This window comes from Candidatus Eisenbacteria bacterium (assembly GCA_016867715.1).
Taxonomy (GTDB): domain Bacteria; phylum Orphanbacterota; class Orphanbacteria; order Orphanbacterales; family Orphanbacteraceae; genus VGIW01.
The window spans coordinates 1-22,648 of sequence record VGIW01000013.1 but is presented as its reverse complement, the minus strand read 5'-3'; the positions used below and the strand labels follow the sequence as shown (position 1 = coordinate 22,648).

The window sequence follows — 22,648 nt, the reverse complement described above, 5'->3', positions numbered from 1 at the left end:
CCGGGCGGCAAAACGCGCGCGTCTTGTCCGACTAGAAGAGATCGCGGAACAGCTTCTTCACCTGCCCCCAGGTGCTCTCCTCCGTGCCCGTCGGCTCCGGCACCACGATGATGTCGAGACCGACCCGATCGATGTGGACCCACGAGCCGTCGATCAGCACGTGGTCGCAATCGCCTAGGACGCCGTCGTAGTTGTCGTCCCAGTCATCGACGTGGGCGACGTGGCAGTAGACCGGGTAGACCATGTGCCAGTCTTGACAGATCGGGCTGCCGCTCGGATCGCCGACCGGCTCCCACACATGGCCGTCGTCGGTGAAGTAGGTCGGCCCGACCCAGATGATGTGGTACCGGATTCCGTCGAGGATGATGTAATCGCAGACCGAGACCACGCCGTCCCCGTTGTCTTGGTACGCGTCCTGGTGGTGGGGGATGCAGTAGTTCGGATAGAGCTCGTGCCAGGTGGCGCAGTCCCCCGGAATTCCTTGGAGCAACTCGCCGCCCACCTCGAGGTCGAGGTGCATCTCCGTCGGTGTTGCCCGCACGGGGTTCATCTCCCTTCCGGTCGCGAGGAAGAGCGCGATCGGGAAGAGGAGCACGATCAGCGGAACGATCAGGTACCTACGCTTCATGGTATTCCCTCCATCTGCCTGGTTGAATGTCCCGCCGGCCCTGCCGCGGAGAGGCCGCCCGAGCGGATCGGAGAGCGCCGCGCTCCGTTCCCGCACACGCGGCCGACCTCGCGGAACTCGGCGACCACCCTCGAAGCTGGATCGGCAGGCTGTCGTTAGGTGGGAGGCACCGGTTCGGCCGGCACGCACCGGACCCTCACCTTGCGTGAGGTTCCAGCCGCAGCATCAACGTAGCATCCGCAAAGGAAGGCGGCAAGCCGATTTTCCGCAGCTCCCGCGGGAAGACCCGGCGTGTAACCGAATGCAAATAAGAAGGTTGTGGTCCGGACAGCCCGGCTACCCGATGGGCCCGACTCCCGGCCCGGCGCGGGATCCGCTCGGAGCCGGGACGAAACTCCGGCGCCCGACCGCGGACCGGGGATCCGCTTCAGCGAAAGACCCTTCGAAAGAGGTTCTTGATCCCTCCCCACGATTCCTGTTCGGTCCCCGACGGGAGAGGCTCGGCGGTGATGTTCAGCTCGATCCGCTCGATGTGGCAAGGGACCTCGTTCATCCAGACGATATCGCAGACGCTCAAGACCCCGTCCTGATTGTCCTCCCACGCATCGATGTGATGCGGCGTGCAGAAGAACGGATAGACCTCGTGCCACGTCTCGCACGTCGGGTTCTCTCCGGTCGGCTGGATCTCCGGCTCGAGGGCGACCTGCTCTTGCAGACGCCTCACCCAGTAGGTCGGGCCGACCCACTTGACGTGATAAGCAAGCTGATCGAGGTAGATGATGTCGCAGGGGGACAGAAGACCGTCGCTGTTGTCGTCGAACCTGCTCTGATGGCGGAGAGTTCCGGGATTCGGGTGGATCTCGCGCCAGACCGAGCAGTTGGGCGGGATTGCGTAGCCGGGCGGTCCTCCCTTCGTCACGAGGAGCTCCAAGTAGAGCTCGCCCACCGGCGCCCGCGCCTCCGGGCGGTTCGCGCCGATCGCGAGGACGAGCAGAATCGCGAGAAGACCCGCGGCGAGCGCGAAGAAGAACGGGCGTTTCTTCTGCTTCATCGACGACCTCCTTCCCGGGAGTCCGTTCTCTCTCTCCCGATTGCCCCGTTACACGCGGAATGCGGCCGATCGACCCGAGGAGAGCTCTCCGCCGGGATCGACTGGCGGCAGATGCGCGTTCTTCCCTTTTCCGTCTCTCTCGATACGCCCCTACGAGCGCGCTCGTCAAGACGAAAGTAGGCCCGCCCGGCCCGAGAGCCGGACGGGCTTCTCATGTGAACCCAATAGGTCTAAAGGACCTTGCGGAAGAGCCCCTTCACCTTCCCCCAGGATCCCTGCTCGGTCGCGGTCCCGCCGCCGTCGGGGACGACCGTGATGTTGAGACGGACATCGACGATGTGGCAAGGGTGGCCGCTGATCCATACATAATCGCAGGCCGAGACCACGCCGTCTCCGTTGTCCTGCCAATTGTCGACGTGCGACTCCTGACAATACTGGGACGGCGGATAGATCGTGTGCCAGATCTCGCAGGTCGGGTTCCCGGGCCGCGGGTCGATCGGCTCGAGCGCGGTTTCGAAGCCGGAGCAATTCAGCCAGTAGGTCGGCCCGGCCCAGATGATGTGGTACCGGATCCCATTCAGCTCGATGATGTCGCAGGGAGAGACCTCGCCGTCGCCGTTGTCTTCGTATCCGCTCTGGTGGTGCGGTGTGCAGTAGGCGGGGTAGATCTCGTGCCAGGTGGTGCAGTTCCCTGGAATCCCCTGCGTGGTCTTTCCGGGTTCTGGGACGAGCTCCAGGTGAAGCTCGACCTGGTCGGCGCGAACGGGCGGCGCCTCGCGGCCGAAGGCCAAGAGGAGAACTGCCGGAAGCACCAAGACCAGCGTGATGAGAATGTTCCGTTTGCGATGCGTCATCGCCAAACCTCCTTCCCGACGGCCGTGGCCTCGGGATGCGCGGGTTTCACGGAGACGTCGGTCAACGGGGGGAAGCCGGCGCTCAGGTCGGGGGGAACGACGAACGGGAACGACCCCGGCGGGGCCGCTCGCGTCTCGATCGCTCGTCTTCTTTCCCGGGGGGTAGGCTTGCAAAGAGCAACAATCCTTATTGAAATCATTAGGAATGCTACATGAATTCCGGGGGACGGGTCAAACGAGAAAACCTCCCCATTCGGGCGGCCTTGAAGTAGAGACATTACTTGAGGTCTCACTCAATCCCCGCGCTTGCGCCGCGGTTCGACGGGAGGCAGGATGGTGAGGAGGAGGCCGCTCGATGAACCTCGGCGCGCACCAGTCGATCGCGGGGGGCGTGGGTAGGACCTGGGGACAGTCACCTATTTCGCCTCTTTCGCGCGAACGACAAGAAGACCGGGTCTTTTCATGCTTCGAAATAGGTGACTGTCCCTAGTTTCAACGTGGTAGAAGTCAGCCGGCGGGTGGAGCCGGCGTCGCGGAACGGCCCCGGGGCGAGAAGTCCCCGCCCCGCGATCGAGCGGCCGCTTTTCCGGACGGCGGCGATCCCACTGCTCGCGAGGAGTAGAACATGAAACAGTACGGCGCGGAGTTCTTCGGGACCTTCTGGTTGGTTCTCGGCGGATGCGGCAGCGCGGTGCTCGCCGCGGCGTTTCCCCAGGTGGGGATCGGTCTTCTTGGCGTCTCGCTCGCTTTCGGTCTGACCGTGCTGACGATGGCCTTCGCGATCGGGCATATCTCCGGATGCCATCTGAACCCTGCGGTCTCCGTCGGCTTGTGGGCGGGAGGACGTTTCCCGTCGAAGCAGCTTCTTCCGTACATCGTCGCGCAGGTGCTCGGGGGGATCGTCGCCGGCGCGGTCCTGTACATCATCGCAAGCGGAAAGGCGGGGTTCGATGCGTCGGCCGGGTTCGCCTCGAACGGCTACGGCGAGCATTCGCCCGGCGGGTACTCCTTCGGATCGGCTCTCGTTTGCGAGATCGTGATGACCATGATGTTCCTCATCGTCATCCTCGGCGCGACGGACAAGAGGGCCCCGCAAGGTTTCGCGCCGATCGCGATCGGGCTTTGCCTCACGCTGATCCACCTCGTCAGCATCCCGGTGACGAACACCTCGGTGAACCCCGCGCGGAGCACGGGCGTCGCGGTGTTCGCGGGCGGCTTGGCGTTGTCGCAGCTCTGGCTCTTCTGGGTGGCTCCGATCATCGGCGGGGTGATCGGCGCGGGCGTGTATCGCTTCGTCGGCGGATCGAAAGACTGACGCGCGATCGCGCTCCGGGAAACCGGGGACAGTCACCTCTCCTGGAGTCGGGACGGTCGTCTGCTTCACGCGGCCGCGAAGAAGACCGGGCCTTCTCGCGCTTCGCAGTAGGTTCGAAACAGGCGGCTGTCTCTGCTTAAGTTTCCGCGGGCAGGGTGCCGTGCTCGGCGATGACCGTGGTCCCGATGCCGCCGCGCACGTTGAACTCTCCGACGACCCGCATCCAGCGCGGTTTCACCGCCGCGACGAGGTCGTCGAGGATCCGGTTCGTCACGGTCTCGTGGAAGATCCCCTCGTCCCGATACGACCAGAGGTAGAGCTTGAGTGACTTGAGCTCGAGGCAGAGGCTGTCCGGGACGTACTCGATGCGGAACGAGGCGAAGTCGGGCTGCCCGGTCATCGGGCAGACGCAGGTGAACTCGGGACAGTCGAAGTGGATCCGGTAGGGGCGGTCGGGATGTTCGTTCGGCCAGGTGACCAGCTCGCGGCTCGGCTTCGTCGGCATGGCGCTCCTCCGGAACGATTATAGACGATTGGGCGGTTGTCCGCGCAACGGGAGCGTCTACTTGATCCCGTGCTCTTTCTTGTACTGGAGCCAGTTCTTCTTGAGGGCGACGAACGACGCGAAATCGGGCTGGAGGAGAAACGGGTTCGTGCGGCGCTCGTCGCCGATCGTCGAGGAGGGACGCACACCGTAATCGTGCCCCGGCCACACCTCGGTCTCATCCGTAAGGACGAGGAGTTTTTCGTGCAGACTCTCGTACTCGGCGCGGGCGTCGTCGCCGGTTCCGGTTCCCCCGACCTTCCCGACGAAGAGCGTGTCTCCCGAAAGGAGCTTCCCGCCGACCAGGAAGCAGACCGAGTCGGGCGTGTGTCCCGGCGTGTGGATCGCGCGCACCTCGAGGTCGCCCACGCGGAAGACCTCGCCGTCGGCAACCCCCTTCGCTCTCTGCCCGGAGGCGGACGGGTGGATGCGCACGTCCGCGCCGGTGAGCGCCCGCAGCTCCTCGTTTCCGTTCGTGTGGTCGGGGTGGTCGTGCGTGCAGAGAATCGCTCGGATCGTGAGGTTTCGTTCCCTCGCGAGATCGAAGACGCGCCGCGGGCTGTAGGACGGATCGACCGCGAAGGCCGATCCGCCCGGGCGGTCGCCGACAAGGTAAGCGAAATTCCGGTCGCCCCCGACCGGGATCTGCTCGAAGATCATCGAGGCTCTTCCTCCCGCGCCTCGAGCTCGAACTTCCCGAGGTGAGCCGCCGTCTTGTTCTTCGCGATCCACCGGGCGACTTGCCCCGCGTTTCGTTTCATGTCGGCGCGCGCCGTGCAGATCATCCAGCACCGGAGCTCGCACGCGCGCACCTCGTCCCGGATCTTCTCGGCCTCGGCCGACTCCCAGATCTCCTCGAAGGATTTCTCCCGCACGTTGCCGAGCACCCGGTCGAGGACGTTGCACGGATAGACGTTCCCATTCGGCCCGACGAAGAAGAAGTCCTCTGCGGCGTTGCAGACGAACGGCCGGCCAGCCCCCGCGGCGTAGCGGAAGAGGCCATGGGCGAAGAACGCGCGGAGCCAGTTCTTGGGCCGGCTCGATCGGAGCAAATCCTCGACGATCGGGCCGAGCCGCTCGCGGAGCTTCTCGACCAGGCTGAAGGCGTTTTCTTCGGTCATAAAGTAATGCGACGAGTTCTGCGCGACCGCCATCGTGAACTGGATCCCCATCTTCTTCGTGAGCCGGTAGACCTCGGGAAGATCGTCCACGTTATCGTCGACCACGGTGAAGGCGAGGCGGATGTTCGTCATGCCGAGCTTCTTCAGGCGCTCCGCCGTGTCCATGCACTTGTCGAAGCCTCGCGGGATGCCGCGCACCTTGTTGTGGAGCTCCCCGGCCCCGTCGATCGAGATGCCGACCCCGGCCGTCGGATCGATCTTCAGCGTCTCCTTCATCGCGCGCTCGATCCGGTCCGGCAAGAAGCCGTTCGTCGAGAGGACGATCTCGGCGCGCGGGGCCCGCTCCTTCACGACCCGCACGATCTCGGGGATGTCGTCCCGAAGGAACGGCTCGCCTCCGGAGATGTTCACGTAGCGGAGCGACGACGGGAGGAAACGGTATTCCTCGGCGGTGAGGTCGTTCTCCGACGGGTTCTTCCAGATGTTGCACATGATGCAGCGCGCGTTGCACCGATAGGTGACGGCGAGAACGACGTCGATCGGCCGGTAGACCAAGAGAGACTCCTTGCTGCGGCTTGCGGGGGTCCGGCGGCCGCCTTCCGAAACGCTACGCGATCCGCCGCGCGCGGGTCAACCGCGTCCGGTTGCGCGGCTCCCGAGAGCGGCTCCCTGCCTTCGAGGCCGGGCCGCGTTGACTTCCCGTTCGCACGACCATAAGATAAGGAGAACGGGCATCGCCCGTACGGCGAATTCTCCCCGATCTTGAATCTTCCCGCCCCTTCCGGGCGGCGTATCCCCACGACGAGAATCGGCGGGCGGAAGCGGAAGCGTGATGGAGAGACGGAAGACTGCGATCGAGGACCGGGCCGCCCTGCTTCGGGGAGAGACCCTCTACGACGGCGTCCGGCCCCGATCCGGAGAGCTCGAGGTCGCGCTCGCCTATCCGAACCGTTACTCGGTCGGCATGTCGAACCTCGGCTTCCAGACGATCCTCGGACGGATGCGCCGGAGCGGCCGGTTCGCCGCCGAGCGGGTCTTTCTTCCGGAGGAGGATTCCGGTCCGCTTCGAACCCTGGAGAGCAGCCGGCCCGCCGGCGGGGCGCACGTTCTCGCGTTCTCGATCTCGTTCGAGAACGACTATGTGAACTTTCTCCGCATGCTCCTGGCCGCGCGCGTTCCTCTTCGGCGCGAGGAGAGGGAGGACCGCCATCCGATCGTCGTCGTCGGGGGGGCGTGTACCTACTTGAACCCCGAACCTCTCCGGCCGTTCGTCGACGTCTTCCTTCTGGGGGACGGCGAGGAGATCGTCCTCGAGTACCTCGATCTTCGTCTCCAGGATCTCCGCCTGCCGCGAAGGGCGCATCTGGAGCGGGCGGCGCGCATCGAGGGGGCTTACGTTCCGGCCGTCCACGGGAGAAGCGGAGATCTTCCGCGGCGAAGTTACGAGGCGATCGCCTCCGATCCGGCCGTCTCGCGCATTCTCTCTCCGCGCGCGGAGTTCGCAAGCACCCTTCTCGTCGAGATCTCGCGCGGCTGTCCGCGCCGCTGCCGCTTCTGCACCGTCGGCGCCGCGTTCCCGAGGTTTCGCCAGGTCCCCGCCGACGTCGTCTTCGCTCTCGCCGACCGCTTCCGCGAGGAGGATGAGAGGCTCGGTCGCGAGCCGGCCCGCGCGATCGGGCTCGTGACGGCGGCCCTTTTCGATCATTGGGAAGCGGAGGCGATCGCCGCCGGCCTCCTCCGGCGTGGATGGCTGGTCACCGCTTCCTCGGTGCGCGTCGACCAGCTCACCGATCCGGTCCTGGATGCGCTCCGGCGGAGCGGGCTTCGCACGCTCACGATCGCTCCCGAGGCGGGGACCCCTGCTCTCCGCGCGCGGATCGGCAAGAACGCGAGCGACGAGGCGATCCTCTCCGGCGTCGAGCGGGCGGGACGGGCCGGCTTCCGAAACCTTCGCATCTATTTCATGCTCGGGCTCCCCCGCGAGACGGAGGAGGACCGCGAGGGGATTCTTCGTCTCGCGCAAGCGATCCGCGCCCGATTCCGCTCCGCCGGCGCGAGGACGGGAACGGTGTCGATCTCGCTCCACCCCTTCGTCCCAAAACCCCGGACCCCTTTCCAGTGGAGCCGGATGTTGAGACCTGAAGAGATGAAGACGGCACTCGCGCGGGAAAGGCGTCGTCTCGCCGGTTTTCGGGTCAAAGCGCCCGATCTCCGCGAGGTCTACATCGAAGCGATTCTCGCCCTCGGGGGAAAGGAGATCGCCCCCTTCCTTCTCCGACTAGCGGACGGCGAGCGCTGGAATCGGGCGGTGCGCGAGGCGGGGATCGATCTTGACGCGCTTCTCTTCGAAGATCGATCGCCCGAATCGAGGGCGCCGTGGGAGGGAGAGGCGACGAGCCGCCGGGACGAGGCGAACCGCCGGGAATGGGAACGAACCGCCGCGGATCAGCCGTGAGGAGGGAGATCGTGCGTTCCGTGCAAGACGCGCTCGAAGCGATCCTGCCGCACATCGAGAAGCCGAGCCGCTATCTGCCGCCCGTCCGGAACGGATACCGCCCGCGGATCGACGAGGCGGAGGTGTCGTGGGCACTTCTCTTCCCGGACGTCGCCGAGGTCGGCTATCCGCATCACGGGCTCGAGATTCTTTATCATTTGATCAATTGCCGCAAAGGTTCGGCCGCAGAGCGCGCCTTCCTTCCCTGGATCGACATGGAGGAGGAGATGCGGAGAAGCGGAATCCCGCTCTTCTCATCTGAATCGTTCCGGCCGGTTCGCGAGTTCGATCTCTTCGGCATCACGCTTCAGCATGAGCTCTCCTACACGAATGTTCTCGCCGCGATCGATCTCTCAGGGGTCCGCCTCCGCGCGGAGGAGCGGGAAGAGCCCCTTCCCCTCGTCGTCGGGGGCGGCCCGTGCGCGCTGAACCCGGAACCGCTCGCGCCTTTCTTCGATCTCTTCCTTCTCGGCGATGGGGAGGAGGGGGTGCTCGCGATCGACGAGGCGGTGCGCCGGTGGAAGAGAGAGGGGGACGGGAGGAAGGAGAGCCTTCTCGATCGTCTCGATGCGGTCGACGGCGTCTACGTTCCCTCGCGCGCGGGGCGTTCCGGGCGCGCCGCTCCTCGCCGTCTCGCGGTGGCGGACCTCGCGGTGTTTCCGCCGCCGCTCACGCCGCTCGTCCCCGCCGTCCAACCGGTTCACGACCGCGTGTACGCGGAGATCGCCAGGGGGTGCGGGGTCGGGTGCCGCTTCTGCCAGGCGGGGATGATCTACCGCCCGCTTCGCGAGCGGTCCGCGCGCGACGTCGTCGAGTCGGCCTGCCGCGCGCTCCGGAGCACCGGCCACGACGACATCTCCCTCGCCTCGCTCTCGACGGGGGATCACGCGGAGATCCTCCCGATGCTCCGCGCGCTGAACCGCGCCCTCGCGAACGATCAGGCCGGGATCTCGCTCCCCTCGCTTCGCGCGTGCACCCTCACGAGCGAGATGGTCCGCGAGATCTCCCGCTATCGAAAGACCGGTTTCACGATCGCGCCCGAGGCCGGTTCGGAGAGGATGCTCCGGCTCGTCAACAAGGGGATCGCGCGCGACGACGTGATTCGAACGGCGGAGCGGGCGGTCCGAAGCGGCTGGGATCTTCTCAAGCTCTACTTCCTGATCGGGCTCCCCGCCGAGGAGGACGAGGACGTGGACGCGGTCGCCTCACTCGTCTCCGAAGTGTGGCGAGCCGGGAGAAAGGGGGCGCCGAGGGGATTCCGCTTGAACGTGAGCGTGTCGAGCCTCGTGCCGAAGCCGCACACGCCGTTCCAGTGGGAAGCGCAGCTATCCGTAGAGGAGATCGAAAGACGACAGGCGAGGATTCGAGAACGACTCCCGAGGACGCGCGCTTTAACGCTCAAGTGTCACGACACGCGCCAGACCCGCATCGAAGGGGTTCTCTCCCGCGGCGATCGGAGGGTCGCGCCCGTTCTGGAGGAGGTCTTTCGAGCCGGCGCGCGCTTCGACGAGTGGCGCGAGGTCTTCTCGTACGAGAGGTGGCTTCGCGCGTTCGAAAGAACCGGGGTCGATCCCGATTCCTATCTTCGGGAGCGCCATCCGTACGAGAGCCTCCCTTGGGATTCTCTCGATAGCGGGCTTTCGAAGAAGTTCCTCCTCCGCGAAAGGGAGCGGGCAATGCGGGGGCGCGCGACGCCGTTCTGCCGGGAGGAATGCCGCGTCTGTCGCGCGTGCGGAGACCGACTTCATGTCGTTCGGGAGCGGATCGGGGAGAAGAACGCGCCGGCCGCCGAGGAGCCGGTCGTTCCGCCGCCCCCCGAGGCTCGTGCGCGTCTTCGTTTTCGCTACACGAAGCAGGGCGCGCTTCGGTTCCTCTCGCACCTCGAGGTCGTCCGTCTCTTTCGAATGGCGCTTCGCCGGAGCGGCCTTCCGATCGCCTACACGCAAGGATTTCACCCGCAGGTGCGCGTCGCGTTCGGGCCGGCGCTTCCGGTCGGGTACGCGGGGATGGAAGAGCCGATCGACCTCTTCTTCCGCGCGCCGGTTGCTATCGAGGACGCAGAGGCCGCGTTGAACGGGGAGCTGCCGGAGGGGGTTCGCGTCTTCGCCGGGAAGACCCTCTCTCTCCGCGACGCCGCGCCGGACGCGACGGAGAGAGCGCTCGAGTACGAGGCGGTCCTCCCGCCCGATCTCGACGCGGACGTTCTCCGCGAGGCGATCGATCGGTTCACGCGCGCGGACGTTGTTCTCGGCGAGAAGACCACGAAGGGGAAGACGCGAAGCGTGAACCTTCGCGAGGGGATTCTTTCCGTCGATCTCTTACGGGACGGCCGCCTGCTGGTCCTTCGGACCGACGGAAAGGGCCGCGCGGCGGAAGTCCTCCGGCATCTCGCCGAGGACCCGAGGAGCGCGCGCGCCTTCGTCGTTTCCCGGAAGCGATTCCGCCTTCTCGAAAAAGAAGCCGACAACGGGATTGCAGCGGAGGGAGGCATCCGGTAATCTGGCGCATACACGCGGATTCCGGGAGTCTTCGATGATCCTCGCGATTCTCTCCGACATCCACGGGAACCTCGAGGCTCTCGAGACCGCTCTCCGATGCATCGACGAGGAGAATGCGGACGAGGTTCTCTGTCTGGGGGACATCGTCGGATACGGAGCGAATCCGAACGAATGCGTTGAGCGCGTGCGCGCGCGCTGCGCGCATGTCCTCCTCGGGAACCACGACGCCGCCGCGATCGGGACGACCTCTATCGAGACCTTCAACACCCACGCACGGCGCTCCGCGCTCTGGACGGGCGAGACGCTCGCGCCGGCGAACGGCGAATACCTCCGCACGCTTCCGATGGACTACCGGACCGTCGATTTCTACGCCGTGCATGCCTCGCCGAACGAGCGGGAAGAATGGCACTACATCGTGAACCAATCGATCGCCGAGGAGGCGTTCCTCGCGTTTCCCGACGAGATCTGCTTCATCGGGCACTCGCACCTCCCCATGTTCTTTCGCGAGGGGGGGGCGCGGGGGGTGCGCATCCCCGAGGGCTCCGTTCCTTTCCCGAGGGACGGACGCTACATCATCAACGTGGGATCCGTCGGCCAGCCGAGGGACAACGATCCGCGCTTGTCGTTCGGGATCTACGACACCTCCGAGAGGAAACTGAAGCTCCGTCGCGAAGTGTATGACGTCGCCGCCGCGTCGGCGAAGATCTTGAAGGCGGGTCTTCCCGAGATGCTGGCCACGAGGCTTCGGCTCGGCGTTTGACCGGCCGGGCCTTTCGCTCGAATGGAAGACAAGAGAACGGGACGCCGATCTGGAACTCGGCCCCGCGGTTGCTCGAGGCCCCTCACCCGGAGACGGACCGACATGTATCTCACCGAAGAACATCGGGCGATTCGGAACATGGTTCGGGATTTCGCGCGGAAGGAGATCGCGCCGATCGCTGCGGAGATCGATCGGAGCGGGGCGTTCCCGCACGAGACGATCCGCAAGCTCGGCGAGCTCGGCTTGATGGGAATCCCCTTCCCGGAGGAGTACGGAGGCGCGGGACTTGATTACATGAGCTACGCGCTCGTCGTCGAGGAGCTCGCGAAGGTCGACGCCTCCCACGCGCTCACGCTCCTCACGCACACGTCGAACTCCCTCTCGCCGATTTGGGATTTCGGAAACGAGGAACAAAAGCGGAAGTACATCACACCGTGCGCGCGGGGGGAGAAGCTCGCCGCGTACTGCCTGACCGAGCCGAACGCCGGCTCCGACGCGAAGGCGATCGAGTCGAGCGCCGTCGACAAGGGGGATCATTTCGTCCTCAACGGAACGAAGGTCTTCATCACGAACGGATCGGTGGCGGATGTCTTCGTCGTGCTCGCCCGAACCGATCCGGAGAAGGGGACGAAGGGGATCACGATGTTCGCTCTCGAGAAGGGGATGAAGGGGCTGAAGGCGGGGAAGAAGGAAGACAAGATGGGATGGCGCGCCTCGGACACGAGCGAGGTGATCTTCGAGGACGTTCGCGTGCCGAAGGAGAATGTCCTCGGCGAGCGGGGCCAGGGGTTCGCCCAGGCGATGAAGCAGCTCGCGGGGGGACGGATCTCGATCGCGGCTCTCTCGCTCGGCATCGCGGAGGGAGCGTTCGAGGAGGCGCTGAAGTACTCCCAGCAAAGAGAGCAGTTCGGACAGCCGATCGCGAACTTCCAGGCGGTGCAGCACATGCTCGCCGACATGGGGACGGGGATCGCGTGCGGGAAGCATCTCACGTACACGGCGGCGCGCCTCCGGGACGAGAAGAAGGACATCATGACCGCGGCGGCGATGGCCAAGCTCTTCTGCTCCGAGCTCGCGATGAAGGCGACGCTCGACGCGGTTCAGATTCACGGGGGCTACGGGTACACCAAGGACTATGCGGTCGAGCGTTACATGCGCGACGCGAAGGCGTGCACGATCGGCGAGGGGACGAGCGAGATCCAGAGGATCATCATCGCTCGCCAGCTCCTGAAGGGCGACTTCGGCTGGGAGTAGGAATTCGGTACCCGATACCCTATTTCCCCGCAGGGAGCATTCCCAACAGTCGACTCATGGCCCGGAAATAGGGTATCAGGTCCCGAATTCCTTCACGGCTCCCGAGGGAGCATGCCGCGGGCGCGCATCCGCTCGAGCGTGATCTCGGCGCGCTTCCGGAGATAGGGCCCGGGGTCGGCGGGGTTCATACGGCGAGGCGAGGGGATGGCGCTCGCCAGAAGCGCCGCCTGCCGCGGTGTGAGATCGCTCGCGGAGAGGCCGAAGGAATGGCGGGCGGCCGCTTCGGCGCCGTAAACGCCCGGTCCCCACTCGATCACGTTGAGGTAGAGCTCGAGGATGCGGTCTTTCGTGAGCGTCCGTTCGAGCCGGACCGTCGTGACCGCCTCGAGAGCCTTTCGCCGGAGGCTCTTTTCGCTCCCGAAGTAGAGGTTCTTCGCGAGCTGCTGGGTGATCGTGCTCGCCCCGCGGGCGAAGCGCTTCTCCCTCCAGTTCTTCCGGATCGATTCCTTGAGTTCATGAACATCGAATCCTCGATGTTCGTAGAAGGTCGCGTCCTCGTTCACGATCACCGCGTTCACGAGATGCGGGCTGATCTGACGGAGCGGGACCCATCGCTGTTCCTTTCGAAACGGACGCCCGGCGCGGATCGCCTCGTCCGCTCGCTCCTTCTGAAGCGCCGTCGATTGCGGGTTCTCGGAGCGGAGGCTCTCCACATCGGGCGAGAAGAGTGTGAGGTAGCCGATGGGGGAGAGGAAGGTCGCCGCGATCGCGAGAAATACCGCGTAGAGGAAGATCCGCCGCCGGGAGCGCCGATCCTCAGCCCGGGATCCGCGGGAGGAACGGTTCTTCCGTTTCACGAGAGATGCGCCTCGAGGAGCGCGCGAAGGCGCCGCGCGGCCGCTTCGGGATCAGCCGCGGAGGCGATCGCCCGAACGACCGCGATCGCGCGGAACCCGGCCCGGCGGATCTCGGGAACGCGCGCCTCGTCGATGCCGCCGATCGGGATCGCTGGAATGCCGAGGGCCGCTCGGAGCTCGGCCGCCCCGCGAACCCCGAGAAGACGCTCCTTCCCCGGGGTCGCGAAGACAGGCCCCGCGAGCACGAAATCCGCGCCCCGCCTCTCCGCCTCGCGCGCTCCGGCCGGATCGTGAACGCTTCGCCCGATCCGCCCCTCGGGTCCGAGGAGCCGCCGAGTCTCTTCGGGTGTGAAAGAGTTCTCGGGAAGCTGAACGCCATCCGCGCCGGAGGCGAGGGCCACGTCGATTCGGTCGGAGACGAAGAAGAGGGCTCCCGCGCGCGCGGTCCTCTTCCTCGCCTCCCGGGCGAGCGAGAGGAGCGGCCCGCCCGGCATCGATTTCTCCCGAAGGAGAAACGCGTCGACGCCCCCTCGAAGGGCCGCCTCGAGGATGTCCAGCAGCCGATCGGCGCCGCAGGAGGCGCTGCTCCCGACGAAGAGAAGACGGAACGGACATGCAAGGGTATTCATGCGCACCTCTCGAGGGCCGATCATAGCGGACGACTTCGCCGTTGCCAACGAGGGGTGTCCGGCTAGAATGAGCGCGATGAAACGCAAGAAGACCTCGTGGTCGGTCTACATCGTCGAGTGTGCCGACGCGACTCTCTATACCGGCGTGGCCCTTTCCGTCGCCGATCGAATCGCGGCGCACAACGCGGGGCGCGGCGCCCGCTACACCCGCGGGCGTCTTCCGGTTGTGCTTCGCTTCCGAAAGAGCGGTCTTACGCGCGGCGAGGCGCTTCGCCGCGAACGGGCGATCAAACGCCTCACGCGTGCAGAGAAGATCCTTCTCATCGAGCAGCGCCGGATGCACGAGGCGAAGATTCGGCGGGCCCGGACGTCCGTTTGACACCGCTGGTCGCGGTTTCTATACTGAGAGCGGGATGTAGGGTGAAAGGGGAAACCCGCTTGGCCGACGCGACCGATCTCCTCGTCATCGCCGGACGCTCCTTCCGCTCCCGTCTTCTCGTTGGGACGGGGAAGTTCCCTTCGCTCGAGTGCATGGCGAAGGCGGTGGAGGCGAGCGGCTCCGAGATCGTCACCGTCTCGCTCCGCCGCGCGGAGAAGGGGGCCGCGTCGGGGAACATCCTCGACTACCTTGACCCGTCGCGCGTTCTCATCCTTCCGAACACGTCGGGCGCGCGCGACGCCGAGGAGGCGATTCGGCTCGCCCGTCTTTCTCGCGCCGGGGGCCTCTCGGACTGGATCAAGCTTGAGGTGACGCCGCACCCGATGCACCTTCTGCCCGACCCGGTGGAGACGCTGAAGGCGGCGGAAGTGCTCGTCAAGGAGGGTTTCGTCGTCCTCCCGTATATCCACGCGGATCCGGTGCTCGCTCGCCGCTTGGCCGAAGCCGGCACTGCGACAGTCATGCCGCTCGGCTCGCCGATCGGGTCCAACCGCGGGCTCCGGACCGGCGATGCGATCCGTCTCATCGTCGAGGAGGCGACCGTCCCGGTTGTCGTAGACGCGGGGCTCGGCGCCCCTTCGCACGCGGCCGCCGCGCTCGAGATGGGAGCGGATGCGGTGCTCGTCAACACGGCGATCGCCACCGCGGAAGACCCGGTCGCGATGGCGGAAGCGTTCCGCCTCGGTGTGGAGGCGGGAAGAAGGGCGTTTCGAGCGGGCGTTCCCTCGGAGAAGGACCGGGCGGAAGCGTCCTCTCCCCTCACCGGTTTTCTCGGGAGACCATGAACGACCTTGCCCGTACGTTGGAGTCGATCCCGGCGGGGGATCTTCTCGATCGCGCCGACCGCGCGGACGAGCCGGCAGTGCGCGCCGTCCTCGCGAAAGAAGGTCGAGACCTCAAGGATTTGGCGATTCTTCTTTCTCCCGCCGCGGACCGCCTGCTCGAGGAGATCGCCGCCGCCTCCGCGCAGCTCACCGCGCAGCGTTTCGGCCGCACGATCCTTCTTTACGCGCCCGTCTACCTCTCGAACGAGTGCGTGAACGTCTGCACCTACTGCGGGTTCCGGAGGGACATCGACGTCCGCCGCGCCACGCTCGGCCTTGCGGAGATCGAGGCGGAGATCCGTTTCCTCGCGAGGCAGGGATTCCGGCACCTGCTTCTCGTGACGGGCGAGCACCCGAAGAACGTCGATCTCGAGTACCTCGATGCGGCGGTGCGCCTCGCGCGTTCCCTTGTCCCCTCCGTCGCGATCGAGGTGGAGCCGCTGGATGTCGGGGGGTATCGAAGGCTGATCGAGGCGGGGATCGACGGCGTCACGCTCTACCAGGAGACGTACGATCGCGAGCTCTACGCCCGCTACCACACGCACGGACCCAAGAAGCGTTTCGATTGGCGTCTGGGGGCGCCGAGCCGCGCCGCGGAGGCGGGAATCCGCCGGGTCGGGATCGGAGCGCTTCTCGGCCTCGCGGACTGGCGGATGGAAACGATACGTCTCGCCGCGCACGCGCGCTGGCTCTTGAAGCAGTATTGGAGAACGCATGTATCGATCAGCTTCCCGAGGATCCGAGAGGCGGCGAGCCACTTCGCGCCGCCGTTTCCGGTCTCCGATCGGGAGCTCGCCCGCATGGTCGCGGCGCTCCGGCTGATCCTTCCGGACGCGGGGCTCGTTCTTTCGACGCGCGAGGGTCCCGGCATGAGGGACGGGCTCGCGCGCATCGGCATCACGCAGATGAGCGCGGGTTCGCGCACCGAGCCGGGAGGCTACGGCCGCCCGGACGACGCGGAGAAGCAATTCATGGTCGAGGACACGCGAAGCCCGGCCGAGGTCGCCGAGCGTCTCGCCGCTCTCGGGCTCGATCCGGTTTGGAAGGACTGGGAGGAGGCGCTTCATGGGTGAAATTGTCGTGAACGGAGAAGCGCGGGCGCTCGACGGTCCGATCTCCCTCCCTCTCCTTCTCGAGGAGATGGGGATTCGATCCCGATGGGCGATCGTCGAGCGGAACGGGGAGCCGGTCCCGCGGGAGCTCTATCAGGAGACGATGGTCCTCCCCGGCGACCGGATCGAGATCGCCACGCCAATGGCGGGCGGGTAGCCGGCGAACCCCCCAAGCGATCGCAGCACGTGAGTAAAACCGGCTGCCCGCCGCGGTCACCCGCCGTGGTGGCGATGTCGGACGGCTGGTCCCAGGCGCCCAGGTTTGTCTTGCTCCGGAGACGGGGGGGAGGCAGAGCGGCGAGTTGCCGCGCGCCGCGCGCGGCATGTTTGAGCAAGCGAGCCTCACCCCCGGCTCCGGGGCTCTCCGTTCCCACCATCGCCACCCGCCGTGGTTGCGTCTTCTGTCGTCGGACGGCGGGTCACTCCTTCGCGCCGCATGCGCGAAGGAGCTTCCTCGCCACCCCGTCGCTCTTCGCGACGGGGAGCCCCGGCTCGGTCGTGTCGGCCACAGCCCGCTCGCGCTCCGGCCAGTCGCGCCTACGCACTTGGTGGCCTGCGCGCGAGCAGGCGCCCGTGGCCGCCACCCGCGCGTGGTGGCGTCGTCGGATGGGTGGGATCCGCGAACTGATTGCGCCGTGCCGGCGGGCGGACTTCCGCTCGTGTGAGAGGAGAGGAGATGGATTTCCTTCAGACGGTGATCGACATCTTCTTGCATATCGATCAACACTTGAATCATTGGGCCGGAGTCCTGGGACCGTGGCTGTATGTGCTCCTTTTCGCGATCATCTTCTTCGAAACGGGGCTCGTCGTGACCCCCTTTCTTCCCGGCGATTCGCTCCTCTTCGCGATCGGGGCGCTTTCCGCGCGGCCCGGCTCCCCGATTGAAGTCCACTTGGTCGCCGCGCTTCTCATCGTCGCGGCGATTCTTGGGGACGCGGTCAACTACTCGATCGGTCACTTCGTCGGTCCGAAGGTGTTTCACAAGGAGCGCTCGCGTCTCTTCAACAAGAAACACCTGGATCAGGCGCATGCGTTCTACGAGAAGCACGGCGGGAAGACGATCTTTCTCGCGCGCTTCGTGCCGATCATTCGGACGTTCGCTCCGTTCGTCGCGGGGATCGGCAAGATGAGCTACCCGCGGTTCGCCATGTACAACGTGACCGGAGCGATCACGTGGGTGCTCGTGTTCGTTCTCGGGGGACATTACTTCGCCGACCTTCCGATCGTGAAGACTCATTTTCATTACGTGATCGTCGCGATCGTCGCGATCTCCGTTCTCCCGATCGTGATCGAGTGGGTTCGGAGCCGGCGCCGGAGCGCGGCGCCGGAGCCACCGGGGGAACGACCCTGACGGGATCCGTCCGTCTTTTCGGATTCCTCGATCATTGAAACGGCCGGCGTTCCGTGATACAATCATTCAGCAATCCTGCAGCGTCCGCGCCGGCCGAAGCCGCATGTCCATCGCCGTTCTCCGATTAGGAGACGCGAGCCGCCCGCCGGGGATACGCTCCGACGAGCGTCCCGCTTGAACGGAAGGAGGATCCCTCCATGCGCCGATTGATTTCGCTTGTCGCCGCAGTTCTCGTCGCTTCGTTCCTGCTCGCCTCGCCGGGAAAGGCCGCCTACGATTGGACGTTCACCGAAGGCCCCGAGGGGGCCATCGTGACCTGCATCGCCGCGACCTCGCGCGGCGCCCTGCTCGTCGGGACCGAAAGCGGCGGTCTCTATCGATCGACCGACGGAGGCGAGACGTGGATCTCCGTGGAGTTCCCGTGGCCTTGCTGCAACTACAGCGTCGGCTCTCTCGCCGCGGGGGAGGCGGCGGTCTACGCGGGGACGTGGGGCGGGGGCGTTGCGCGCTCCGACGATGACGGAGAGACCTGGTACACGACCGGATCGATTCCGGACGAAAGCTACCCGATCGTTCTCGGGCTCGCGGTCTGCCGCTACGGAGAGACGGTCTATGCGGGCGGGCAGTTCGGCGTGGCGCGCTCCGACGACGGAGGCGCTTCCTGGACGCTCATGAGCGACGGCCTCCCTTCCGAGTGGGTGCAGACGCTCGCCCTTCGCGGAACGGTTCTCTACGCGCGTCTCGGCGACAGCGGCGTCTATCGCTTCGATCCGGAGAGCGGCGCGTGGAGCGCATGGAACGAAGGGCTCTACTCGACGCTCGGCATGCAGTCGATCGCCGCGACCGCGGACGCGCTCCTTCTCTCGACGCACGAGGGGGGCGTCTACCATCTCGATTGCGGGGACAGCGCGTGGGTCGCGATGAACGACGGTCTCTACGACGACAACGTGGACGCGGTCGTCGAGGTGGACCGCACGCTCTACGCCGGGCTCATGGGAGGCGGCGTGTGGCGGTGGAATCCGGGCGTCTGGGCGTGGGAAGAGGTGAACGACGGTCTCTGGAACGGGGATGTGCGGAAGATGGGGAAGCTCGGGCTCTCGCCGTTCGCGGGAACATGGGGCGCGGGCGTCTTCCGGCTCGATCCGTCGACCGACACGTGGACCGCCGAGACGGATGGGATGACCGGCGCGCCGATTATCGCTCTCCTGGCCGACGGGGAGGATGTGTACGCGGGGACCGAAGGCGGGGGCGTTTCGTTCTCGAGCGATCAGGGAGACAACTGGGATCGCTCCATCGAAGGGCTCGGCAATATCTGGGTGTGGGTGTTGGCGCGGGACGCGGAGGGGGTGTACGCCGGGACGTGGAACGGCGTCTTCAAGACGACGAATCAAGGACAGACATGGAGCGGGTCCGGCCTTCAGGGGAACGGCGTCTTCTCGATGATCGCCTCGGGCTCCGCGTTGATCGCGGGGACGTATGGGGGAAAGGTGTACTCCTCGGCGAACGGAGGAACTTCGTGGAACGAGGTCGGCACCGGTCTTCCGAACGGGAACGTCTCGGGGCTCGCGCGCGTCGGAGCGACGCTCTACGCGGCGGTCTGGGACAACGGCGTCTACAAGCTTCCGGACGGGCAGACGGTTTGGACCTCAATCAGCGCGGGGCTTCCCGATCTTCACCCGCGCTCGATGGCGGAGCATGCGGGAACGCTCTTCCTCGGAACCGAGTCGAAGGGCGTGTACAAATGGAACGAGGCGGCCGCGAGTTGGGACTCGTGCGGACCGTGGGACATGACGGTCTGGTCTCTTCTCTCGGTCGGGGATCGGCTTCTCGCGGGCGGTTGGGGGACGCTCCACGCGTCGGCGGACACCGGAGGGACGTGGAGCGACGAGCACGCCGGTCTCGGGGAGTGGTACGCGGTTCGGGCGCTCGCGGCCGGAAGCGAGAATCTGTTCGCGGGTCTTTGGGGGAGCGGAGTCTGGCGCGCGCCGATCGCGATCAGCGCGGTCGACGAGGGGACCGGCGCCGGCGCCGAAGCGTCCCTTCGCGCGCTGAAGGTCAACCCGAACCCCTTCGCCTCGGGCGCGCGCATCTCCTTCCGTCTCGATCAGCGGACGGAGGTCGATCTCGCGGTCTACGATCCTTCGGGCCGGAGGGTCGCGACGCTCGCCTCGGGGACGCTTCTCGCGGGCCCGCACGAGAGGATGTGGAATGGAACGTCGTCCTCCGGCGAACAAGCGGCGGCCGGCGTCTACTTCATCCGCTTGAAAACGGACGGAAAGACCCTCACGACGAAGACCGTTCATCTGCGGTGATATGGCACGACCGTTGTCAAGCGCGGCCACCTCTCTGTGGGGGGAGGTGGCCGTTTCTTCTTGTATGGAGGAGAGGGCGGGGATGATCGGGCGCTTCGACGACGAGTCACGCGGATCTTCGCGGGTTGCGCCGGCGTCCCGGGCCTATCCGCATGACTGGACTCCGTCGGGAGAGAGTGCTCTCTAGCCGCGCGAGTTGGGGAAGGGATCTTCCCGGGTCGCATACCGAACCCGCACGTTCTCCGGATCGTGCCGATCATCCTCCGCCTCACTCTTGCTTAGACTCCTTCCTCGTGCGTGCGTCGTTGGGCCTGGATTCCTTCGGGGTGGAGGACGACCCAGAGGAACCCGGCGAGTTCTCGTGCGACGGCGACGACCGCTTTCTGGGTCGGCTTACCTCGGAGGGTGAGACGCACGAAGCGTTGGTGGAGGCGAACGTGGGCGCGATCGGCGAGGGCGAGGACTCGAGTGGGTTGTCCTTCGCGCCGCCGGCGGAGCGGGAGGCTGATCGTGGGCCGATGGCGGTGATGCCAGGCGGCCTCGACGAGGAGGTGTCTGGCATGAGAGTTCCCAGCCCGGGTGATGGATCCGCGCTGCTTCGTCTCCCCTGTCGGTCCTACAAATTCCGTCCGCGCTGAAACCCTGGAGGTTTCGGATCGGCCCTGCCGCGCGCGTTTCTGCTTTCCATGGTGGGGTCCGTGACTGGAGCCGCGTGTTGTGAGGAGTGTGGCCAGCGAGATCTCCGCCCGGTTCCGTCCTGCGCACGCCGCTGTTTCTCACAGTTCTGCACCCGACTTGCGGGTGCGGGTTTCTGAGGCCCGGCGGGCCAACGTGAGGCCCGGAAGCAGTTGCGCAGGCGGTTGGTCTCTGGTCCCCCGCAGAGAGCGCCATTTCGGGGTGCAGGAACCGCCGGGAACCTTGTCACTTAGCGACTGGCCCGAGAGTTCGCGGAAGTGACAAGCTGGGGAGCCAGCTTGAACCCCCTCTCGTAACCTCAGCAATACCAATCGGTTAGAGCCTGCGTACCAACCGGCACCCTGGGAGGGACTCGAACCTGCTACCAGGCGCTTGACAGACTTGGCCACGCCCCCTATCGACGCTTCAAGAAGCCGCGGCTATCCTGAGAACAGAAAGCCGAGCTGCTCGCCCACCGTGGAAACCCGTCCCTGCATCGACCCGGCGTGGGTGGCTCTCGTCTCACGCTCCGGTCCACGAGCCGGAAGGGGACTCTCGATGCGCCTGCTCCCGCCACCCCTCGCCTGCGTCGCTCTCCTCCTCGGACTCACCTTCACCGTGGCCCTCGCCGATCCGTCGATCGTCGCGGACCTCGATTCCAACGCGACGAACGGACCGGACACCTTAGAGGTGGAACCGGGCGACACCGTTCTCGTTCGGATCTGGATCACGGGGAGCAGCGATTCCTTGTTCGGTTTCGGCATCACGGTCGGGGACACGAGCGGGGTTCTCGACTGGCTCGAAGACTCGGCGAGCGCGGTCTTCGTGACGCCGGTTGCGTGGACCGATTTCGCCATCCTCGAGGATGACGTCGGGTTCCTTCTTCTCCAACCGTACGACTTCTCGTTCAGCCAGCCGTTGCATCTGCCGGCGGAGGTGGCGCGGCTCCGGTTCGTGGCGACCGCGGGCGGAGAATGCGCGCCGCTCGCCTGGGACTCCACGATGTGCGGCTGGCAGAACACGGAGTTCGCGGAGGGGACGTTCGCAGGCTTCGAGGGAGCGGTCGTCTGTGTGTCAGGGGAGCAGGACGAAGGGGACGGAGACGACGACGAGAGCGAGAGCGGAAGCGAGGCCCCTGACTCTCCGGCCAACGAGTGCGATTCTCTTCCTTGCTGCACGTATGTCGCCGAGAAGCCTGCGACCGGGCGAGTCTGGGTGGTCAACGATAACGGCGACATCGGGACGGACTGCGACTGCAATCAGATCCAGGCGTGCATCGACAGCGCCGCGGCAGGAGATACGGTCTGTGTGAATCCGGGGACCTATGACACGCTCATCACTCGTCCCTATGAGATGACTTCCGCGGGACCTCCTCCGAAGTATCGCGCGTGCGTGACAACCTTCTCTGTCGACAAGGACAGCATCGTGGTCCTTGGCGTGGCAGGAGCGGGGTATACTTTCGTGGGGAAGGACACGTTGACCCCCCACGCCTGCGCGTTGGTCTGTGATACCTCTGCGATCGATGCCTCGCTGGTTGCGGTCGAGATCCGAGGCTTCACCTTCCAGCACGGGTATTCAGAGGCGATCTTCGAAGGGCAGGCCTTCGGGGCAGGCGGAATGCTCTGCACGAAGGCCGTGACCGGCTCGGTCACGGTCAGGGATTGCATCTTCCAGCACAACCGAGGTCGTCACGGAGGGGCGATGCGGACTTTCGGATCACCGAACATCGTGAACAACCTCTTCCGGAACAACAAGTGCACGACGGGTGGCGGTACTGGCCCCCCGCGAGGCGGCGCGGTATTTGTATCTCACCAGACGTCCCCGACGATCGAGAACAACGTATTCTCCTGGAACGGATGCGCACCCGGCGACACGATTCGCTACCCGGGCGGAGCCCTGATGTTTGAGGGGGGCGGTGGGATCGTTCGGG

General features: G+C 65.9%; 21 protein-coding genes. 13 read left to right on the top strand and 8 right to left on the bottom strand.

What is annotated here, in order from left to right:
- Window positions 1–31: 31 nt before the first annotated feature.
- The 3 genes from FJY73_04350 to FJY73_04340 all read right to left on the bottom strand — a co-directional run bounded on the left by FJY73_04350 (window position 32) and on the right by FJY73_04340 (window position 2,533).
- Window positions 32–628, bottom strand: a complete 597-nt coding sequence (locus FJY73_04350; GenBank protein MBM3319887.1) for a hypothetical protein — start codon at window positions 626–628, stop codon at window positions 32–34.
- 427 nt (window positions 629–1,055) lie between these two features.
- Window positions 1,056–1,679: a hypothetical protein gene (locus FJY73_04345; GenBank protein MBM3319886.1), complete on the bottom strand. Its 624-nt coding sequence runs from the start codon at window positions 1,677–1,679 to the stop codon at window positions 1,056–1,058.
- Window positions 1,680–1,909: 230 nt separating this feature from the next.
- On the bottom strand, window positions 1,910–2,533 hold the full coding sequence (locus tag FJY73_04340; protein MBM3319885.1) for a hypothetical protein: 624 nt from the start codon (window positions 2,531–2,533) through the stop codon (window positions 1,910–1,912).
- Between the two features lie 625 nt (window positions 2,534–3,158).
- On the opposite strand from FJY73_04340, the gene aqpZ reads away from it, so the two are divergent.
- The gene (gene aqpZ, locus FJY73_04335) at window positions 3,159–3,848 is read left to right on the top strand and encodes an aquaporin Z (protein ID MBM3319884.1); all 690 of its coding nucleotides are present in this window, start codon (window positions 3,159–3,161) and stop codon (window positions 3,846–3,848) included.
- A gap of 136 nt (window positions 3,849–3,984) precedes the next feature.
- Here the strand turns inward: aqpZ and queF are convergent, their stop codons facing one another.
- Genes queF through FJY73_04320 form a run of 3 tightly spaced genes read right to left on the bottom strand, consistent with a single transcriptional unit; the run spans window position 3,985 to window position 6,068 of the window.
- Window positions 3,985–4,353 carry an NADPH-dependent 7-cyano-7-deazaguanine reductase QueF gene (queF, locus tag FJY73_04330; GenBank protein ID MBM3319883.1) on the bottom strand — a complete coding sequence of 123 codons (369 nt, stop codon included), beginning with the start codon at window positions 4,351–4,353 and terminating at the stop codon, window positions 3,985–3,987.
- A 57-nt stretch (window positions 4,354–4,410) separates the two neighbouring features.
- Window positions 4,411–5,052 (bottom strand): MBL fold metallo-hydrolase, encoded by a 642-nt coding sequence (locus tag FJY73_04325; GenBank protein MBM3319882.1) that lies wholly within the window; start codon window positions 5,050–5,052, stop codon window positions 4,411–4,413.
- Complete coding sequence (locus FJY73_04320; protein ID MBM3319881.1) at window positions 5,049–6,068, bottom strand: radical SAM protein; 1,020 nt, start codon at window positions 6,066–6,068, stop codon at window positions 5,049–5,051. Before FJY73_04320 ends, FJY73_04325 begins: the two co-directional genes overlap by 4 nt.
- 277 nt (window positions 6,069–6,345) lie before the next feature.
- Between FJY73_04320 and FJY73_04315 the strand changes: the two genes are divergently transcribed.
- From FJY73_04315 to FJY73_04300, 4 genes are all read left to right on the top strand, one after another.
- Window positions 6,346–7,968 carry a radical SAM protein gene (locus FJY73_04315; protein MBM3319880.1) on the top strand — a complete coding sequence of 541 codons (1,623 nt, stop codon included), beginning with the start codon at window positions 6,346–6,348 and terminating at the stop codon, window positions 7,966–7,968.
- A gap of 11 nt (window positions 7,969–7,979) precedes the next feature.
- The gene (locus tag FJY73_04310) at window positions 7,980–10,505 is read left to right on the top strand and encodes a TIGR03960 family B12-binding radical SAM protein (protein ID MBM3319879.1); all 2,526 of its coding nucleotides are present in this window, start codon (window positions 7,980–7,982) and stop codon (window positions 10,503–10,505) included.
- 34 nt (window positions 10,506–10,539) lie between these two features.
- Window positions 10,540–11,265, top strand: coding sequence for a metallophosphoesterase family protein (locus FJY73_04305; GenBank protein ID MBM3319878.1), 726 nt, complete (start codon window positions 10,540–10,542; stop codon window positions 11,263–11,265).
- A 102-nt stretch (window positions 11,266–11,367) separates the two neighbouring features.
- Window positions 11,368–12,519: an acyl-CoA dehydrogenase gene (locus FJY73_04300; protein MBM3319877.1), complete on the top strand. Its 1,152-nt coding sequence runs from the start codon at window positions 11,368–11,370 to the stop codon at window positions 12,517–12,519.
- Between the two features lie 92 nt (window positions 12,520–12,611).
- On the opposite strand, the gene mtgA is transcribed toward FJY73_04300, so the two are convergent.
- A complete protein-coding gene (gene mtgA / locus FJY73_04295; GenBank protein ID MBM3319876.1) occupies window positions 12,612–13,376 on the bottom strand; it encodes a monofunctional biosynthetic peptidoglycan transglycosylase in 765 nt (254 codons plus the stop codon).
- Window positions 13,373–14,005 (bottom strand): thiamine phosphate synthase, encoded by a 633-nt coding sequence (locus FJY73_04290; GenBank protein MBM3319875.1) that lies wholly within the window; start codon window positions 14,003–14,005, stop codon window positions 13,373–13,375. The genes mtgA and FJY73_04290 overlap by 4 nt, the downstream gene beginning before the upstream one ends.
- A gap of 76 nt (window positions 14,006–14,081) precedes the next feature.
- Between FJY73_04290 and FJY73_04285 the strand changes: the two genes are divergently transcribed.
- The 8 genes from FJY73_04285 to FJY73_04250 form a co-directional block, all read left to right on the top strand.
- On the top strand, window positions 14,082–14,384 hold the full coding sequence (locus FJY73_04285; GenBank protein ID MBM3319874.1) for a GIY-YIG nuclease family protein: 303 nt from the start codon (window positions 14,082–14,084) through the stop codon (window positions 14,382–14,384).
- Between the two features lie 59 nt (window positions 14,385–14,443).
- The gene (locus tag FJY73_04280; GenBank protein MBM3319873.1) at window positions 14,444–15,229 is read left to right on the top strand and encodes a thiazole synthase; all 786 of its coding nucleotides are present in this window, start codon (window positions 14,444–14,446) and stop codon (window positions 15,227–15,229) included.
- Entirely contained in the window at window positions 15,226–16,341 is a 1,116-nt protein-coding gene (gene thiH / locus FJY73_04275) for a 2-iminoacetate synthase ThiH (protein MBM3319872.1), read from the top strand. The genes FJY73_04280 and thiH overlap by 4 nt, the downstream gene beginning before the upstream one ends.
- Window positions 16,334–16,537, top strand: coding sequence for a sulfur carrier protein ThiS (thiS, locus tag FJY73_04270; protein ID MBM3319871.1), 204 nt, complete (start codon window positions 16,334–16,336; stop codon window positions 16,535–16,537). The genes thiH and thiS overlap by 8 nt, the downstream gene beginning before the upstream one ends.
- Window positions 16,538–17,056: 519 nt before the next feature.
- Entirely contained in the window at window positions 17,057–17,731 is a 675-nt protein-coding gene (locus FJY73_04265) for a DedA family protein (protein MBM3319870.1), read from the top strand.
- A 197-nt stretch (window positions 17,732–17,928) separates the two neighbouring features.
- The gene (locus tag FJY73_04260; protein ID MBM3319869.1) at window positions 17,929–20,043 is read left to right on the top strand and encodes a T9SS type A sorting domain-containing protein; all 2,115 of its coding nucleotides are present in this window, start codon (window positions 17,929–17,931) and stop codon (window positions 20,041–20,043) included.
- 326 nt (window positions 20,044–20,369) lie between these two features.
- The gene (locus FJY73_04255; protein MBM3319868.1) at window positions 20,370–20,681 is read left to right on the top strand and encodes a hypothetical protein; all 312 of its coding nucleotides are present in this window, start codon (window positions 20,370–20,372) and stop codon (window positions 20,679–20,681) included.
- Window positions 20,682–21,276: 595 nt separating this feature from the next.
- Window positions 21,277–22,648, top strand: a 1,372-nt coding sequence (locus tag FJY73_04250; GenBank protein ID MBM3319867.1) for a hypothetical protein, incomplete at its 3' end; no start/stop codon positions are given.